Annotated in this window: 15 protein-coding genes and 1 tRNA gene; 5 read left to right on the top strand and 11 right to left on the bottom strand. The window is 62.0% G+C overall.

The features are described from left to right. Nucleotides 1–86: 86 nt before the first annotated feature. Nucleotides 87–1,280, top strand: a complete 1,194-nt coding sequence (nifS, locus tag RDM88_RS01205; RefSeq protein ID WP_308752394.1) for a cysteine desulfurase NifS — start codon at nucleotides 87–89, stop codon at nucleotides 1,278–1,280. Between the two features lie 23 nt (nucleotides 1,281–1,303). Next, a complete protein-coding gene (nifU, locus tag RDM88_RS01200) occupies nucleotides 1,304–1,732 on the top strand; it encodes a Fe-S cluster assembly scaffold protein NifU (RefSeq protein ID WP_308752392.1) in 429 nt (142 codons plus the stop codon). Between the two features lie 59 nt (nucleotides 1,733–1,791). On the opposite strand, the gene RDM88_RS01195 is transcribed toward nifU, so the two are convergent. From RDM88_RS01195 to RDM88_RS01175, 5 genes are all read right to left on the bottom strand, one after another. Next, nucleotides 1,792–2,727 (bottom strand): magnesium transporter CorA family protein, encoded by a 936-nt coding sequence (locus RDM88_RS01195; RefSeq protein WP_308752390.1) that lies wholly within the window; start codon nucleotides 2,725–2,727, stop codon nucleotides 1,792–1,794. A 368-nt stretch (nucleotides 2,728–3,095) separates the two neighbouring features. Continuing rightward, nucleotides 3,096–3,569 carry a DUF4358 domain-containing protein gene (locus RDM88_RS01190; protein WP_308752388.1) on the bottom strand — a complete coding sequence of 158 codons (474 nt, stop codon included), beginning with the start codon at nucleotides 3,567–3,569 and terminating at the stop codon, nucleotides 3,096–3,098. A gap of 16 nt (nucleotides 3,570–3,585) precedes the next feature. Further along, nucleotides 3,586–4,440, bottom strand: coding sequence for a GDSL-type esterase/lipase family protein (locus RDM88_RS01185; protein WP_308752386.1), 855 nt, complete (start codon nucleotides 4,438–4,440; stop codon nucleotides 3,586–3,588). A gap of 739 nt (nucleotides 4,441–5,179) precedes the next feature. Continuing rightward, on the bottom strand, nucleotides 5,180–7,051 hold the full coding sequence (locus RDM88_RS01180; protein WP_308752384.1) for a flavodoxin: 1,872 nt from the start codon (nucleotides 7,049–7,051) through the stop codon (nucleotides 5,180–5,182). A 66-nt stretch (nucleotides 7,052–7,117) separates the two neighbouring features. After that, complete coding sequence (locus tag RDM88_RS01175; protein WP_308752382.1) at nucleotides 7,118–7,375, bottom strand: hypothetical protein; 258 nt, start codon at nucleotides 7,373–7,375, stop codon at nucleotides 7,118–7,120. Nucleotides 7,376–7,501: 126 nt separating this feature from the next. Here RDM88_RS01175 and RDM88_RS01170 point away from each other — a divergent pair, with 126 nt between their 5' ends. After that, a complete protein-coding gene (locus RDM88_RS01170) occupies nucleotides 7,502–8,377 on the top strand; it encodes a LysR family transcriptional regulator (protein ID WP_308752380.1) in 876 nt (291 codons plus the stop codon). Between the two features lie 204 nt (nucleotides 8,378–8,581). On the opposite strand, the gene RDM88_RS01165 is transcribed toward RDM88_RS01170, so the two are convergent. Next, nucleotides 8,582–8,664: transfer RNA gene (locus tag RDM88_RS01165), tRNA-Leu, on the bottom strand. A gap of 242 nt (nucleotides 8,665–8,906) precedes the next feature. Here RDM88_RS01165 and RDM88_RS12865 point away from each other — a divergent pair. Next, entirely contained in the window at nucleotides 8,907–9,335 is a 429-nt protein-coding gene (locus RDM88_RS12865; RefSeq protein WP_374045395.1) for a YHYH domain-containing protein, read from the top strand. Between the two features lie 69 nt (nucleotides 9,336–9,404). On the opposite strand, the gene rsgA is transcribed toward RDM88_RS12865, so the two are convergent. Further along, entirely contained in the window at nucleotides 9,405–10,796 is a 1,392-nt protein-coding gene (rsgA, locus tag RDM88_RS01155; protein ID WP_308752378.1) for a ribosome small subunit-dependent GTPase A, read from the bottom strand. Nucleotides 10,797–11,280: 484 nt separating this feature from the next. Further along, nucleotides 11,281–12,450, bottom strand: a complete 1,170-nt coding sequence (locus tag RDM88_RS01150) for an iron-containing alcohol dehydrogenase (protein WP_308752376.1) — start codon at nucleotides 12,448–12,450, stop codon at nucleotides 11,281–11,283. Between the two features lie 158 nt (nucleotides 12,451–12,608). Here RDM88_RS01150 and RDM88_RS01145 point away from each other — a divergent pair, with 158 nt between their 5' ends. Further along, the gene (locus tag RDM88_RS01145; protein ID WP_308752374.1) at nucleotides 12,609–13,013 is read left to right on the top strand and encodes a MerR family transcriptional regulator; all 405 of its coding nucleotides are present in this window, start codon (nucleotides 12,609–12,611) and stop codon (nucleotides 13,011–13,013) included. Nucleotides 13,014–13,058: 45 nt separating this feature from the next. On the opposite strand, the gene RDM88_RS01140 is transcribed toward RDM88_RS01145, so the two are convergent. The 3 genes from RDM88_RS01140 to RDM88_RS01130 form a co-directional block, all read right to left on the bottom strand. Continuing rightward, a complete protein-coding gene (locus RDM88_RS01140; protein ID WP_308752372.1) occupies nucleotides 13,059–13,232 on the bottom strand; it encodes a hypothetical protein in 174 nt (57 codons plus the stop codon). Nucleotides 13,233–13,388: 156 nt separating this feature from the next. Further along, entirely contained in the window at nucleotides 13,389–15,464 is a 2,076-nt protein-coding gene (locus tag RDM88_RS01135; RefSeq protein WP_308752370.1) for a HAMP domain-containing sensor histidine kinase, read from the bottom strand. Next, a complete protein-coding gene (locus tag RDM88_RS01130) occupies nucleotides 15,439–16,134 on the bottom strand; it encodes a response regulator transcription factor (RefSeq protein ID WP_308752445.1) in 696 nt (231 codons plus the stop codon). The genes RDM88_RS01135 and RDM88_RS01130 overlap by 26 nt, the downstream gene beginning before the upstream one ends. Between the last annotated feature and the right edge of the window lie 202 nt (nucleotides 16,135–16,336).

Raw genomic sequence — 16,336 nt, 5'->3', positions numbered from 1 at the left:
CCCCTTGCAAATTATACTTTATTGGTATACAATTGAGATGTAATCAAACATCCCTTCACATTTCCGGATAGAATGGTGGTAATCGAATGAAACGGTTTGTATACGCGGACAACGCCGCGACGACACAGATCTCCCCCGAGGTGCTCGAGGCGATGATGCCCTGGCTCACCGAGGGCTACGGCAACCCGTCGAGCATCTACGAGCTCGGGCGAAGCGCGGGCTTTGCAATCGAGGACGCGCGCAAAAAGGTCGCCGCCGCGCTCGGCGCCCAGCCGAACGAAATCTATTTCACCGGCTGCGGCTCGGAGAGCGACAACTGGGCGATCAAGGGCGCGGCGCACAAGCTCGCCGCCAAAGGCAAAAAACACATCGTCACGACGGTGTTCGAGCACCACGCGGTGCTGCACGCCTGCGCGGCGCTCGAGAAGGAGGGCTTCGAGGTCACCTACCTGCCGGTGGACGAGCGGGGCCTCATCACGGCGCGGCAGGTGGCGGAAGCCATCCGCCCCGACACCGCGCTCGTGACCATTATGTACGCAAACAACGAGGTCGGCACCATCCTGCCGATTCCCGAGATCGGCGAACTCTGCCGCGAAAGGGGCGTCTGGTTCCACACCGACGCGGTACAGGCGGTCGGCAACGTCCCCATCGACGTGCAGGCCCAGAAGATCGACATGCTCTCCCTCTCCGGGCACAAGCTCCACGCCCCCAAGGGGGTCGGCGCCCTCTACATCAGAAAGGGCATCCTGCTGCCCAACCTCATCGACGGCGGCGAGCAGGAGCGCGGACGCCGCGCCGGCACCGAAAACGTCGCGTCGATCATCGGGCTCGGCCGCGCGATGGAAATCGCCTGCGCCGACATCCCCGCCAAGATCGCCAAGGTCACCCCGCTGCGCAACCGCATCATCGACGAGCTGCTCACCCTTCCCCTCTCCCGCCTCAACGGCGACCGGGAACGGCGGCTCGCGGGCAACGCGAACCTCTCCTTCGTCGGCGCGGAGGGCGAGGCGCTCCTGCTGGGGCTCGATATGCAGGGGGTGTGCGCCTCCTCCGGCTCCGCCTGCACGACCGGCTCCCTCGACCCGAGCCACGTGCTCCTCTCGCTGGGACTCTGCCACGAGGTCGCGCACGGCTCGCTGCGCCTCACGATCACCGACTGGACCACCCCCGGCGACGTCGAGCAGATCATTGCCGCGGTCAAATCGGTCGTGGAACGCACCCGCGCGATGTCCCCGCTGTGGGAGGATATCCAAACCGGTAAAAAAACCTTCAAGGTCTAAGCATAGAAAGGACTGGATGCAGAATGTTATATTCGGATAAGGTGCTCGAGCATTTCGCCAACCCCCACAACGTCGGGGAAATCCCCGACGCGGACGGCGTGGGCGAGGTCGGCAACGCCAAATGCGGCGATATCATGAAGATGTACCTCAAAATCAAGGACGGCGTCATCGAGGACGCGAAGTTCAAGACCTTCGGCTGCGGCGCGGCGATCGCGACCAGCTCGATGGCCACCGACATGATCAAGGGCTCGACCATCGAGGAGGCCCTGGGGCTCTCCAACCAGGCGGTGGTCGAGGCGCTCGACGGCCTGCCCGCGAGCAAAATTCACTGCTCGGTGCTCGCCGAACAGGCGGTCAAGGCGGCGCTCGCCGACTACTACCGCAAAAACGGCGTCGACCCCGACCCGATCGTCGGGACGATCACCGAATGTGAGGCCTGCCACGGCCTGTAAATGAAAACCCAAAAGAGCCGCCCGAAAGGGCGGCTCTTTTTCTGCCTTACGACGGATATTCAGTGGAACATATCCTTTTTGACGAGGATGAGGGTGCCGATGGCGGCGATGATCAGCGAGATGACGATCGGCACCCACCAGACGGGGAACGGCAGCCCCGAGACGTTCATTCCGTAGAAACTGAACACCATGTTGGGGATGGCCATGACGATCGTGATGGCGGTGAGCACCTTCATGACGATGTTGAGGTTGTTTGAGATGACCGACGCGAAGGCGTCCATCATGCCCGAGAGGATGCCCGAATAGATGTTGCACATCTCGATGGCCTGCTTGACCTCGATCAGCACGTCCTCGAGCAGGTCCTCGTCCTCCTCATAGAGCTTGATGATGCGGCCGCGCAGGATTTTTTCGAGCGTAACCTCGTCCGACTTGAGGGAGGTGGAGAAGTAGACGAGCGATTTTTCCAGCCCGAGCAGCTGGATGAGCTCCTTGTTGCGCATCGACTGGTGCAGACGGCTCTCGGTGGTGGAGGAGAGCTTGTCGATCTGCTTGAGGTAGATGAGGAAGCGCGCCGCGATGCGCAGCAGCGTCAGCAGCAGAAAACGGGTCTTGAGGGAGGTTTGCAGCCCCTTGACGCGGCCCTCCGCCATGTCCATGATCGTGAGGTTGTCGTTGAGGCAGACGGTGATGACATAGTCCCGCGTGATGATGATGCCCATCGGCAGGGTGGTGTAGAGCAGCGTCTTGTTCTCGTCGGTCTGCTCCTCCGCCGAAGGATAGTCGACGATGACGAGGGTCTGATCCTCCTCGCTCTCGATGCGCGAGCTCTCCTCCTCGTCGAGCGCGGCACGGACAAAATCAGGCTCCACGCCGAGGTCGCCGGTCAGGTAGGCGACCTCCGCTTCGGTGGGGCTGACGACCGAAATCCAGCAGCCCGGCTCGGGCGCGTCGATCTTCAGGATGCGGTTGTCCACCGTCTTATAGAAGTTCAGCATAGAATGGCCCCTTTCTCAGGGGCTTCTACGCACGGTGGGATGCGCCCCTGACGATATTGTGTTTTTTGACACAGAGCTTCCACCAGCGGGTACTTCCCGGGTCAGGGTTCACATCAGCACCTCCAAACAGTTTGATCCGTCAAATTTCATTTCCAGCGTCCATTTGACGCCTTTCCCATTATAGCACATGATTCCCCGATTGCAAGCGCAAATTCCCGCAATCCGGACCCTCTTCCGCCTAGCCGCGCGAAAACCGTCCAAATCGGCCCGATTTCCGAAAATCCGGGGAAATACCGTCAAAATCGTGTAAAATGGGACACGGGAAAGCCCCCGGGGAAACGGTCCGTTTCCCCGGGGGCTTCCGGCGGTCAGAACTGCGCTTCAAAGGCCTTTTCCACACCGGAGGTATCGTCCGCCATGACGAGCAGGACATAGTTCCCGTGGGTCAGCACGAGCGCGCCGTTAATCTTGGTCATCTCCTCGGGCTTGTAGTCCTCATAGGAGAACTTCTGGTCCTCGATGCGCACATCGATCGCGTCCTTCACATGCTGCACGTCCGCCTCGTCCTTCGCCTTGATGACGGTGACCTCCTCGGCGGTCGAGCGGGTGCCGCTCATGTACATCGACGCGTCGGCGACCTTCTCCCGGTCGAGCGAACTGTAGAGGCCGTAAAAGACCGTCTCGTCCGCCGTGACCATCTGGTCCTTGAGTTCGAGGCCGCCGGCCACCGCCGCAACCACGTCCGCCGCCGCCGGCTGCTTTCCGGAATCCGCCTGCCCGCCGCACGCCGCCAGCGAGAGCACCGCCAGCGATGCGAGCAGGGCCGCTAAAATACGTTTCATGATAACAGCTCCTTATCTATGATACGGTATGGGTCTTGAGGTATTCAAACCACTTGGTGTAATATTCCGGCCCGAAGTGCATCCCGTCGGTCGGGGATGCCTCCTCGGGCAGTTCACCCTTTTCGTTCTTGAGCGCCTCGGCCACGTTGACGAAGTAGACGCCCTTCTCCCTGCTGAGTTCGAGCAGCGCCGCGTTGAAGGCGTCGATGTGGCCGTTGTCCAGGTTGTAGATGTTGCCCGGCGTCACCGGAAGGATCGACTGGACATAGATCAGCGCGTCCGGCTGGAGCGCCTTGATGTCGTCGAGCAGCTTGCCGTAACGGGCGATGAAGGTCGCGGTGTCCTCCCTGGCCTCGTTCCCGCCCAGCATGATATAGAGCTTGGCATAGGGCTTCTGCCCGAGCGCGTCCATGATCGTGATGCGCCCCTCCTCCGTCTTGACGACCTCGCGCGTGTAGACGGTGTCGAGGTTGACGCTGGTGCCCGCGAGCACCGTCGTGTTGGACATGAGCCCATAGAGGCCGATCCCCTCGGTGATCGAATCCCCGACGAACGCCGCGTCGTCAAAATAGGTGCCCATCACCCGCTCCGACTCGGGAACCGCGCCCTCGGGAAGGGCGGGCTTCTCCGGCGCTTCCGGTTCGCTGCTCTCCTCCGGCTCGGAGGAGGACGCCTCCGGTTCGCTGCCCGATTCCGGCGCGGCGCTCTCCGCCACGGAGGGGGCGCTCTCCTCCGGCTGGGCTGCCACCTTCTGCCAGATGCCGGCCACGGCGAGCGAAAAAACAAGTGCGAACGCCAGCAGGCCGAGCACCGGCCAGAGCATATTCCGATTGTGCCCTCGGATCACCTTGGGCGGTTTCTTTTCAAACATCCCTCTACTCCTAACGGCGGGAGCCGCCTCCCGCGTATTCCGTCCGCCCCCGCGCCGCCCGGCCGGGTGCACGGTGACGTGCTTATTATACATCATCGGCATTTGCCTTGTAAAGCCGGAAAGTGGATGTCCGCGGCGGCCAAAGGGTTGTAAATCCGGTGAAAGCGGGGATATTCCGCCCCGGTTTTGTGACTGTGGCGACCGCTTCATAGAATATACACAAAGTTATAAACACTTTCCACCGGGTTTTCCACCGGAGCGTTTCCCCATAACCAGCGAAAACGCCCCGCTCTCCCCCGCCGTTTCAACAGCTTATCCACTGTATATTCGTCCGGGGCGCGGAAAATATACATTCATTTGTCCGCCGATGAAGGGCGGTGTCTGTCCACGGCGGAGATTATACTTGAAGTCATACACCCCTTACGTGTCGAAATCAAACCGGATTCCTGCACCCCGCCCCAGTTTTTTCCGCCGCCGCGCGGACGGCAAAAAATCCGGACGCGGAGCGTCCGGATTTTCAGCGGGCCGCGGAGGGCGCCGCTATGCGGGGAGTCTCAGCGTTCCCCCCGCGCGCCGGGCAAAAACAAAAACACCAACCGCCGCAGCGACCGGTGTTCCCTTTGCCACAAGTGCGGGGACTTGATCCTGTGCGACTCCCGCTTTCTTGCTTGATTTAACCATCACGCGAATCACTGTTCAATCTCAGAATGGGCGGGTAGTTGGCGAAAGGGCCGGTGCGTCAGTACCAATCATGCTTTTCATTCCGGTCAAGGGCGTTGATCCGCGCCATCTCTTCGTCGGTCAATTCAAAATCATAGAGCTCCGTGTTCTCCCGGATATGGTCGGGATTGCTGGAGCCCGGGATCACCACCACACCCTTTTGGAGATTCCAGCGGAGGATGACCTGGGCCGACGATTTGCCGTGGGCCGCGGCGATGTCCGAGATGACCCCGTCGCCCAGCAGCTCGGCGGTGTGCCCCCTGCCTCCAAGGGGATACCAGCCCTGCACCACAATGCCCAGGCTCTGAATATAGGGAATCACGTCGTTTTCCTGGTAGTAGGGGTGGATCTCGTTCTGCACCAGGGCCGGGGTGACGCTCACCTGGGGCAGAAATTCCTCCAGCTCCTCCACATACCAGTTTGACAGGCCGATGGAGCGGATCTTTCCCTCTGCCACCGCCTTTTCCATGGCCTGATAGGCGGCCACATCCCCGTCGCCCGGATGGTGCAGCAGCATCATGTCAATGTAATCAAGCCCCATCGTCTCCAGCGCCTGGTCGATGGCCGCCTCCGCGTTGGAAAACTGGCTCGGGTAGAGCTTGGTGATGACGAAAATTTCCTCTCTCGGGATGCCGGACTCCCGTACCGCGCGCCCGACCTCCGCCTCGTTGTGGTACATATAGGCGGTGTCGATGAGCCGGACGCCCCGTTCCAGCGCCGCGGACACGGAACGGACGCAGGTTTCACCGGTCAAGGAGTAAGTTCCCAATCCGTTGATGGGCATGGTGTAGCCGCTGTTGAGCGTCACGGTCCCTGTCTCAAAATCGAATCCTCCGCTGCCCGCCAGAGCGGTCGGTGGCCGGGATAAGTCCAGACCGTCGATCCAGCTCTCCACGGCCTCCCGGCCGGTCCCTCCGGGGAACCGTCTGCCCGGCCGCCAATCGGCCCCGGGCGCCAGGGCATGGAGGTCCGTATCACTGGAGCCGATTCCGCTGCTGTGGGAGGTGCAGAAAGGCACAATGGTCTTACCGGAAAAATCATAGCTCTCCAGAAACGTGCTGATAATCCTTGGCGCTTGACCGTGCCAGATGGGGTAGCCCAGAAGCACAATGTCATAATCCTCCATATTCTCTACGTTCCCCGAAATAGCGGGGCGGGCGGAGGGATCGGATTGTTCTCGGTTGGCACGGCTGGAACCGCTGTTGTAGTTCAAGTCGTCGACGGTATAGGGAACCTCTGGTACGATTTCATAGAGGTCGGCGTTTAGGGAACCGGCCGCATATTCGGCCAGGGACCGGGTCGTGCCGGTGGCGGAAAAATAGGCCGCCAGGATTTTATTTTCCGCATTGGAGTTCGGTACGCTTTCCTGTGTCCGCATCCGGAAGGTCACCTCTATTTTTCCGCCGCCCACGGCCTCGGCCAACCCGGTCGGATCGGCAATCCTCCCCAAGCGGGTATAGGAGTAAGAGCTGGCAAAGCTCTCGTAAAAGAGCACCAGGCAGTCCGAACCGTACAGCATCAGGTCCCCGGCCTGAATGGTCCCCGGCTGCTCCGGGTCGGTGGGAAGGCTATCCGGGAGATCGTAATATTTCTCGTTGCCGTTCAGCTCGTCCATGGTCACCGTGAGCGGCAGCCGCTCCGCCAAAGCGCGTGCCGAGGCGTTTTCCTCCAGCACGGCCGTGAAGTCCTTGCCGCCCACAGAGATTTGCACGGCTTCCGCCGCGCGCCCGGTCTCGCCGGCCATGTCCGTAAACACCTCTGTGGCACCGGAAGCGAGGGTGTTCTCCGGCAGGGCTGAGGGCTCAGCGCGATTTTTCGCCGCGCAGGCCGGCAGCGTCAGGAGACTCAGCGTGCAGAACACCAGCGTCGGGAACAAAAACCGTTTCTTCATAAGCAGCCTCCTATTCATACGCTTCGGCCCGTTTGGGCGGCCTGCTCCAGGGTAGGGTAGTTAAAATCAAATTGAACCATCATGATTCCTCCTGACGCTGTTCTTTTCTGTTTGGTAGACGAGGTAATCCAGGCAGTCGAGCCGTTTCTGGTTCCGGTGGACCGCGTCCAGCAGGGCTCTCCGATGGCAGGAGAGCAGCCGGAGCAGCTCGGACATTTCCCCGTTTTGAAATAGGAGGATGCACCTTTCGGCCGTCTCCCGTCCGCAGCCCGCGTCCACCAGATTCTGATAGAGGATGCCCTGGATATCTGACGCTTCCGCCATAGTACCGCCTCCTGTTGTCTTGAGTATAAGTCTGCAATTCAGAAATATCAAATACTTTGTTTCTATATCAAGTTATTCTTGAAAAGCATAACTCTTTCTGCTATTCTGAAAAGAGGAGGGATCGGTATGGAAATTCGTGTCCTGCGCTATTTTCTCGAGGTGGCCCGGGAAGGAAATATCACCCGGGCGGCGGAACGCCTCCACGTGTCCCAGCCCACCCTATCCAAGCAGCTGAAGGATTTGGAGGGGGAACTGGGGAAAAAGTTGTTTGCCCGCAGCAATTACAGCATCCGGCTGACCGACGAGGGGATGCTCCTGCGCAAGCGGGCGGAGGACATCCTGGAGATGGTGGATAAGACCGCCGATGAATTTAAGTCTCTGGGGGAAATCACCGGCGGGGATATCCGCATCGGCTGCGCCGAGTCCGACGGGGTCAAGTACCTGGCCCGATGCGTCAAATCCTTACGGGAGCAGTATCCCCGCATCCGTCTGCACCTTTACAGCGGCAACACTGAAGACGTGGCGGATCGGCTGGACAAGGGCCTGCTGGATTTCGCGGTCCTCGCCCAGGAGGTGGACCTGTCAAAATACAATTATCTGGAGGTCCCCCACGCCGACCGCTGGGGCCTTGTGATGCGAAAGGACAGCCCCCTTGCCCGAAAGGAGGCTGTCCAAATAGAGGATTTGCTTGACCTGCCGCTGATCTGCTCCCGGCAGGGAATCACAGAAGATTTCCCCCGGTGGTTCGGGGAGAAGGTGGACCGGCTCAACATCGTGGCCACCTTTAATCTGGCCTACAACGCCGGTATCCTGGTACGGGAAGGGATGGGCTGCGCCCTGTCCTTTGATAAGCTGATCAACACCGGCTCCGACAGCGAGCTGTGCTTCCGTCCGCTCACGCCCCTGCTGGAAACGAAGCTGTACTTGGTTTGGAAAAAATATCAGGTGTTTACAAGGATAGCCGAGGTGTTTCTGAAGCAATTGCAGCGGGAATTGGCTTAACCTCTGAATGTTATCATTCACCCGAAAAGCACGGGGGCGGCCCTTTAACGGACCGCCCCCGTGCTTTGTTTCCAGTATTCTTCATTCACACCCGCCGTACCCTCCGGCAGAATGGCTTTTCACGCCGGCTATCGCTTTGTCTTGTACTTTTGGTGCGGAGGACAAAAATAAATCCGAACCCGTTGGGTTCGGATTTATCGCTTTTGGTGCGGTGGATGGGACTTGAACCCACACGCTCGCGCACACGCCCCTCAAACGTGCCTGTCTGCCGATTCCAGCACCACCGCATGTCCATCAGACCGAGGGAAAATCAAAAGCCGAGCTTTACTCGACGAATTATACCTTACCATATTGGCGCGGGAATGTCAAGGTAAAAAAGAGAATTTGTTGGAAAAATTGACTTTTCAGCGGGCGGCCCGTTGGGCGGGGTGCACAACCGCGGCCCGTCTTTTTTTGCTCCGCCATTCGACGGGATTCGACATTCCCAGTATTTTCCGGGGGTTACAATGTGTGCAGGAGGTGTTGTCCCATGAAAAAAACGCTCTGCGTCCTGCTGTCCATCCTGCTGCTCTCACTGCCGGTTTCCGCCCATTCGGGGCGCACCGATTCCGCCGGCGGCCACCGCGACAACAAGAACGCCAGCGGGCTCGGCCCCTACCACTACCACCACGGCTACCCCGCGCACCTGCATCCAAACGGCGTCTGCCCCTACGAGAGCGCGCCGGCGGCCCCCGCCGAAGCCTCCGCCCCCGCGGCGGCGCCCGCCGCCGTGACCGGTAAGACGGACGCCGAAAAGGCGCTCTTCCTCGACACCTATATCGCGCTCATTCAGGGGGAGGGCGCCACCGTCTACCACAGGCTCGACTGCGCCGACTTTGACGAAGCGGCGGGCTTCGTGGCCTACAATACGGCCAGCGCCGAGGCGATGGGCTATACCGCCTGTACGAAATGCCACTGAGCGGGCAGCGTCCCGCACCGCAGAAAAGCAGCCGCATACGCGGCTGCTTTTGCTGTTCCCGGGGCTTTTTTACGGCTTTTCCGGGGCGGCCCGCCAGAGCGGGAAGGGCGGCTCCGCCAGCGGCTTCACCGCAATCGACATGAGAAGGGTCGGATTGTCATCCGCCGCGATCCGGTTCGAGCTGAGCGCGCCGCACGCCCGGCAGCGGTGGATGAGGGCCCACTCCCCGTCCCTGCGCACCCAGACGCCGATCGGGTCCATCGTGCCCCCGCAGAGCGACGCCCGGTCCCCCGGGCGGTTGTCGACGTGGATGCTCGACAGGCAGCAGGGACAGTGGTTGCGGTGGCGGCTTCCGGCGTCCTCCGGCGTCACCAGCGCGCCGCAGACCTTGCAGGTGAAGCTCTCCGTACAGGGCTCATGGCGGTAATCCGCCTTTTTCCACTGCCGCAGGGTTTTGGAGAGTTCCTTCTGCCGCCGCTGCTTTTCGCGCAGGTAATCCGCCTTGCCGCCGGACAGCCGCGACTCCTCCCGGAGCTTCCGGTAGGACTCCCAGCGTTCGGGCGAAAGCTCGCCGAGTCGGATCGCCTCCGCCACCGCGCACCCGGGCTCCCCCTGGTGGCGGCAGTCGCTGAACCGGCAGCGCCCGAGGTGCTCCTCGACGTCGGAGAAGCTGTGGGAAAGCCCCACCTCCGCCTCCCACATCCCGAGCTCGCGCATGCCGGGCGTGTCGATTGCCATGACGCCGCTTTCCAGGAGAACCAGCTGGCGGTGGGTGGTCGTGTGCCTGCCCCGACCGTCCTTTTCGCGGACGCCGGCGGTACGCATGGCCTCCCCGCCCGCCAGCGCGTTCACAAGGGTCGACTTTCCCGCGCCCGACGGGCCGAGGAAGACGATCGTCCTGCCCGGCTTGAGGTAGTCGGCGAGCTGGTCGAGGCCCCGCCCCGTCCGGGCGCTGACCGCGAAGACCCCCGTCCCGGCGGCGAGCTTCTCCGCCGCGCGGAGCTGGTCCGTAAAGTCCTCCACGGCGTCCGCCTTTGTGAGCAGAACCGCCGGGACGGCGCCCGACTGCCACGCGAGCGACAGGTACCGCTCCAGCCCGCGCGGGCGAAACCCGCTTCCGAGCGGCTGAAGGATGAAGACGTAGTCAAAGTTCGCCGCCACCGCCTGTTCCCCATGTCCGGACGAGGACGGGTCCCTGCGGGAGAACCAGGTCCTGCGGGGCAGCGTCTCCAGGATGCGGCTTTCACCGTCCTCCCGCCAGTCGAGCAGGACAAAATCCCCGACCGTCGGGCCGGGCTCCCCGCCCGGGCGGTACGCGCCCGCTTTCAGGCGCGCGAGGCCGGCGCCACTGTCGCAGACGATCTCAAAGCAGTCGCGGCGGACCGCCGTTATGCGCGCCGGGATTCCCTGGGCGTCCTGCGGCAGGTCCGCCCGGCGGAATCCATATTGTTCAATATTCAAATGTTGTTCCCTCCGAAATATACAGGTTTCCGATGTTTGGCCTTTTCGGCCGCTCCTTTCCAATCGGGCTTTCCCCGCCAAAACGCAAAAATCCCGCGGAGACAGAACCTTTCAGCCTGTCCCCGCGGGATCGTCCGGCATGCCGCTTTGCGCAATCCGGGCGCAAAAAAGGACACGCCAAACGTGTCCTACGCTGCGCAGCCCGCTGCGCGACAGTATTCACGAAAGGTGGCGCGAACGCCGCAAAAGCGCCGGTCATTCCCCGCGCTCCCGCTCCGTTCCGGGTTATTCGGTTTTAGTGGAAAGCCGCCTCGTAAACTGCCGACATCAAGCATTGCTCCCTGTATGTTCCGATCAAACGGAAGGATTTGCAAATATCATATCTCATCTTCCGCAAAAAAGCAAGGGGGAATTTCTCCCGCCCCGCGCGGCCGCAAAAAAATGGCGGAAAAAGGCCCCGGACTTTGTCCGGGGCCTTTTTCCGTTACCGGTAGGATTCTTCCAGAATCTTCAGCGCGTCCGCGTCCGAGAGGGGCGCGGGGTCGACCTCGTAGAGGCCGCCCATCGTCTCCCGCGCGTTGCGGGCGTACTTTTCGAGCTCCTCCCGCTTCATGCCGTAGTCGCTCATTTTGATGTCGTCCACGCCGCAGGCGCGCATGAGCGCCTCGAGCGCGGCGACAAAGTCCATCGGCTCCTTCGCGTCCCGCTTGCCGAGGGCCTTTGCCATCTCGACCATCCGCTCGTCGCAGCAGCCTGCCTTCGCCCAGTGGGTGTAGTAGGCGCGGCTCACCGAGATGAGCGCCGCGCCGTGCTCAAATTCCGGGTGGAAGGCGCTGATCGCGTGGGCGAGGCTGTGCTCGGAGATGCAGCCGGAGGTCGACTCGACCATACCCGCCAGCGTGTTGGCTAGGGCGACGTCGGCGCGCGCCTCGAGGTTGCCGCCGTCCGCGACCGCCGCCGCCAGGCTCCTGCCGATCAACTCGATCGCCTTGAGCGCGTAGAGGTCGCTGAGCACGTAGGCGGTGCAGTTGATGTACCCCTCGGTGCTGTGGAAGAGGGCGTCGAAGCCCTGGTAGGCGGTCAGTTTCTGCGGGACGGTCAGCATCAGCTCGGGGTCTACGATCGACAGCACCGGGAAGGTCTTGTCGTATCCGCCGCCGATCTTTTCGTTCGTCTCGGTCTTGGTGGTCACCGTCCAGGGGTCGGCCTCGGTGCCGGTGCCCGCCGTCGTTGTGATCGCGACGACGGGGAGCGGGTCGTTCGGAGGCGTGAGGCCCTTGCCGGTGCCGCCCGTGATGTAATCCCAGTAGTCCCCCCCGTTGGCCGCCATGACCGCGATCGCCTTGGCGGAGTCGATTGCGCTGCCGCCGCCGAGCCCGACGATGAAGTCCACGCCGTTCTCTTTGGCGAGCGCCGCGCCCTCCATGACATGGTCCTTGATGGGGTTGGGCAGGATCTTATCGAAGAGCAGGTGCTCCGCGCCCGCCTTGTCAAGCTGCTCCTCGACCCGCGCGAGATAGCCGTACTTTTTGACCGAGGTTCCGCCCGTCGTGACGATGAGCGCCTTTTTGCCGGGCAGCTCCTGCCGCGACAGCCGGTTCAGCATCCCCTTGCCGAAGAGGATGCGGGTGGGAATGTAGTAGTTGAATTTCATATGAGATCGCTCCTTTATGATGATCGTTTGGAACCGGGCGGGACGCCGCCCGCCGCTTGCATTTCTGCGGTGTTTCTGGTATGATTATAGACCTTAGAGCATGCTCGAAGTCAATACCCCCAAAAAAATATTTTTTCCGGTGAAAGGAGACGCCGCAGATGAGCTGTACCATCACGCAGGCGGCGCGGCGCGCGGGGCTGACCGCGCACACGCTGCGCTATTACGACAAGGAGGGGCTCCTGCCCTTCGTGGACCGCTCCCCCTCGGGATTCCGCGCCTTTAAGGAGAGCGATTTCGAGTGGCTGTCGGTCATCACCTGCCTCAAGAGCACGGGGATGCCCATCCGGGACATCCGGCAGTTCATCGACTGGTGCGTGCAGGGGGATACCACGCTGGCCGACCGGCTTGCGATGTTCCGGCGGCAGAAGTCGATCGTCGAGCAGCAGATCTCCCTGCTCCAAAAGCACATGGAGAAGATCAACCACAAAATCCGCTATTACGAGCTCGCCTGCGAGGCGGGCACCGAGGACGCGGTCCGCGGCATCCCCTGCGACGAGCTGTGAGGACAAAAAAGGCCGGGAGCCCCTGCGGGGCCCCGGCCTTTTTCCTCAGTCGTCCTTTTTGCGGAAATGAAGGACCAGCATCGCGGCCGCCCAGGCCCCGAGCGGGACGAGCAGCCACCGGTAGGACACGGCGATGTACGCGGAGGTCAGCGCCAGCAGGATGAGCGCGATCAAAGCGACGCAGAGCAGACCGACGAGAAACAGCTTTTTCCCAGACATCCGGTTCCCTCCCCTCTTTTCTGCCCCTATCATACCACATCGCGCGCCCGGGGGAACCCTTCGCGCCCATCTCTAACGGAATCTTAATCCACGCCCGCGCCGGACGCGCGAGGGACCCGCGGCAGCGCCGCGGGCCCCTCGCTTTTGGGGTGCTCTCTATTCATCGGTGGGATCGGGAGGAGCCTGTTCATCAGACGGCACGCCGCCCGCCGCGACCAGATATTCCGCCTCCGGGCCGCCGGACGCGTCCCCGTCCTCCGGTGCGGCGGGGGCCGGCTCCGCCGGGCAGAGGGGCAGCGTCACCGTGGCCTTGAAGAGGTCTCCGTCCAGCTCGATCGACAGCGCGCCGCCCGAAAGCTCCACAAAGCTCTTGGCGATCGCGAGTCCGAGCCCGCTGCCCTCGCCGGTGCGGGAGGCGTCCCCCCGCTGGAACCGCTCGACGATGTCGTCGGCGGTGAAGGTCATCTCATAGCTCGCCACATTTTTAAAGGAGATTTCCGCCGAATCCTCCGCCTGCCGCACGACGACGTAGACGCGGGTGCCGGCGAGGGAATATTTGAGGGCGTTGCCCAGCAGGTTTTCAAAGACGCGGTGGAGCTTCCTGCCGTCCGCCCAGACGAAGAGCCGCTGGGGGGCGAGCTGCGCCTTGATCTCCACGCCGGACAGGTTCATCTTTTCGTCCATCTCGGCGATCGTCTGCTCGGCCAGCGCGACCACGTCGATCCGTTCGGGCTCCAGGTCGATCGCGCCGCTGTTCGCCTTGGAGATTTCAAAGAGGTCCTGCACGAGGTGGCTGAGCCGGCCCGCCTTCTGCCCGATGATCTTCACATAGTCGTTTGCAAAATCGGGAGTCAGGTTTTCCTGCCCGAGCAGGTCCGTGTAGTTGATGATCGAGGTGAGCGGCGTTTTGAGGTCGTGGGAGACGTTGGTCACCAGCTCGACCTTCATCCGCTCGCTGCGCACCTGTTCCTCGACCGCGCGGCTCACGCCGCTCATAATGTCGCTGAGGTCCTCCCCCAGCCCGGCGAAGTCGCCCCGCAGCAGGAGCGGTCCCTGGACCGTGCCGCCGCGGATGCCCGCCGTGTAGTCCACCACCTTGGAGAACTCGTCCATGTTGCGGTTGTATTCGAGCACAAAGCGCGCGAGCAGGAAGACGCCGAGCGCCAGCACGCCGATGTCGAGGATGCCTCCCACGGGCCCGAGCAGGAGCAGCACGCCGAACACGACCAGGAGGATGAGCTCCGCGCCGATCAGCACGACCAGCCGGGTCTTCATCCGCTCGAGGAACTCGTAGGGGCTCTCGAGGCTCTTCATGAACCGCACGACCGACATGGGGATGTTGTTCCGGAAAAATCCCCTGCCGTTGACGGCAAGGTCGGCCAGCACGAGCCAGCACCACCAGAAGCAGAGCAGGAAGACGGCGATGCCGGGCGCGGGGCCGATCTCCCAGACGAACGTCTCCCACAGCGTCCACCCGCCGAAACCGAGCGCGGCGACCGAGAGGAGAAGTTTGACCTCCATCCACAGCCGCCCCATCGCGGAGGCGATGGCGCGGTGCGCCGCGCCGAGGGTGCGGTGGGCGATCAGCGTGCCGAGCAGCACCAGCAGGGCGAGCCCCGCGACGGCGCCCGCGGCGGCCAGCACCATCATCCAGCGGAACCAGCGGTAGTATTCGCTGTAGACGGGGCCGTAGTTGAGCATCTGGTCCCGCGCCTTGACCGCGATGGCGATCGTCGGGGAATCGGCCCCAATCCCCCCGGAGGAAAAGCCCGCGGCGTAGGGGGAGCGCCAGAGGGAGTCGTAGTCGCGCTCCTGGACGCCGCTGCCGATGGTGAAGAGCCGTTCCTTCATGTGGATTCCGTTGATATAGACCACATGGTCATACTGTCCCGCGCCCACCTGTCCCAGCAGGTCGGCGGCGACCAGCTCCCCGTTTCCCGAGGCGTTTTTCGACCAGTCCTCCCGGGCGGTCCCGTCGTAGATGTCGAAGCTGACGTTGTCCTCGCCCCACAGCAGGGTGTCCGCCGCCCGCTTGCCGTCCGCAATGTCGTAGGCGTCCCCGATGAGGGAACCCATCAGCCTGCGGTAGCTCGCGGTGTCCTTGTAGTCCGCCGCGACCCCGTTTTCCAGCGCGAACGGCGTAAGAATCCCCGCCGTCAGCAGGATCGACAGACTGAGGAAAAAGAGGACGAAACACAGCCCCGGCCTACGCTTTCTCGATTTTGTAGCCAATGCCCCACACCACCTTCAAGTATTTTGGTTCCCGCGGATTGATTTCGATCTTTTCACGGATGCGGCGGATGTGGACCGCAACGGTGTTTTCCGGCGCGAAGCTCGGTTCGTTCCACACCCGCTCATAGATTTCATCGATTGAGAACACCCGCCCCTGGTTGCGCATGAGCAGCTCCATGATCTTGTATTCGATCGGCGTGAGCTTGACCTCCTCGCCGTCGACGGTGAGGCGTTTCTGGTGCACGTCGAGGGCGAGCCCGCCCACCGACAGCACCTCCGACGAGCCGCCCGCGTCCGCGGCGGTGCCGAGCTGCACATACCGGCGGAGCTGGCTTTTGACCCGCGCGATCAGCTCAAGGGGGTTGAAGGGCTTGGTGATGTAGTCGTCCGCGCCGAACTCCAGCCCGAAGATCTTATCGGTGTCCTCGCTTTTTGCGGAGACGAGGATGATGGGGATGTTGTGCTCCTCCCGGAGCTTCAGCATCGCCTTGATGCCGTCGAGCCGGGGCATCATCACATCCATCAAGATGAGGTGGATGGTGTGGCCCGCCACGACGTCGAGCGCCTGCAGGCCGTCATACGCCTTGTAAATCTGCAAATTTTCCCTGCTCAGGTAGATCGCGATCGATTCCACAATCTCCCGGTCGTCGTCCACGACCAGCACGCTCAGTCTCTCTTCCATTCGTTTTGTCCCCCCGCAGGCGATTTGCGGCCTCGGCGCAATCCGTCCGGCCGCGATCCTCGTTTTCATGATTATACCACACCTCCCCTCTCTCGTCATGCTTCGATGATACCAGACAGTTCTTTCCTCCGGGTCGACAAAATTCTTACAATTCCCTTAACAAATTGCGACAAAATACAAAAGAGGCGGG

Origin of the sequence: uncultured Anaerotruncus sp. (genome assembly GCF_902490045.1) — a bacterium.
In the GTDB taxonomy this organism is placed as follows: Bacteria; Bacillota; Clostridia; order Oscillospirales; family Ruminococcaceae; genus Anaerotruncus.
Note: the sequence above shows the minus strand (reverse complement) of the source record. Positions and strands in the feature narration are given on the sequence as shown.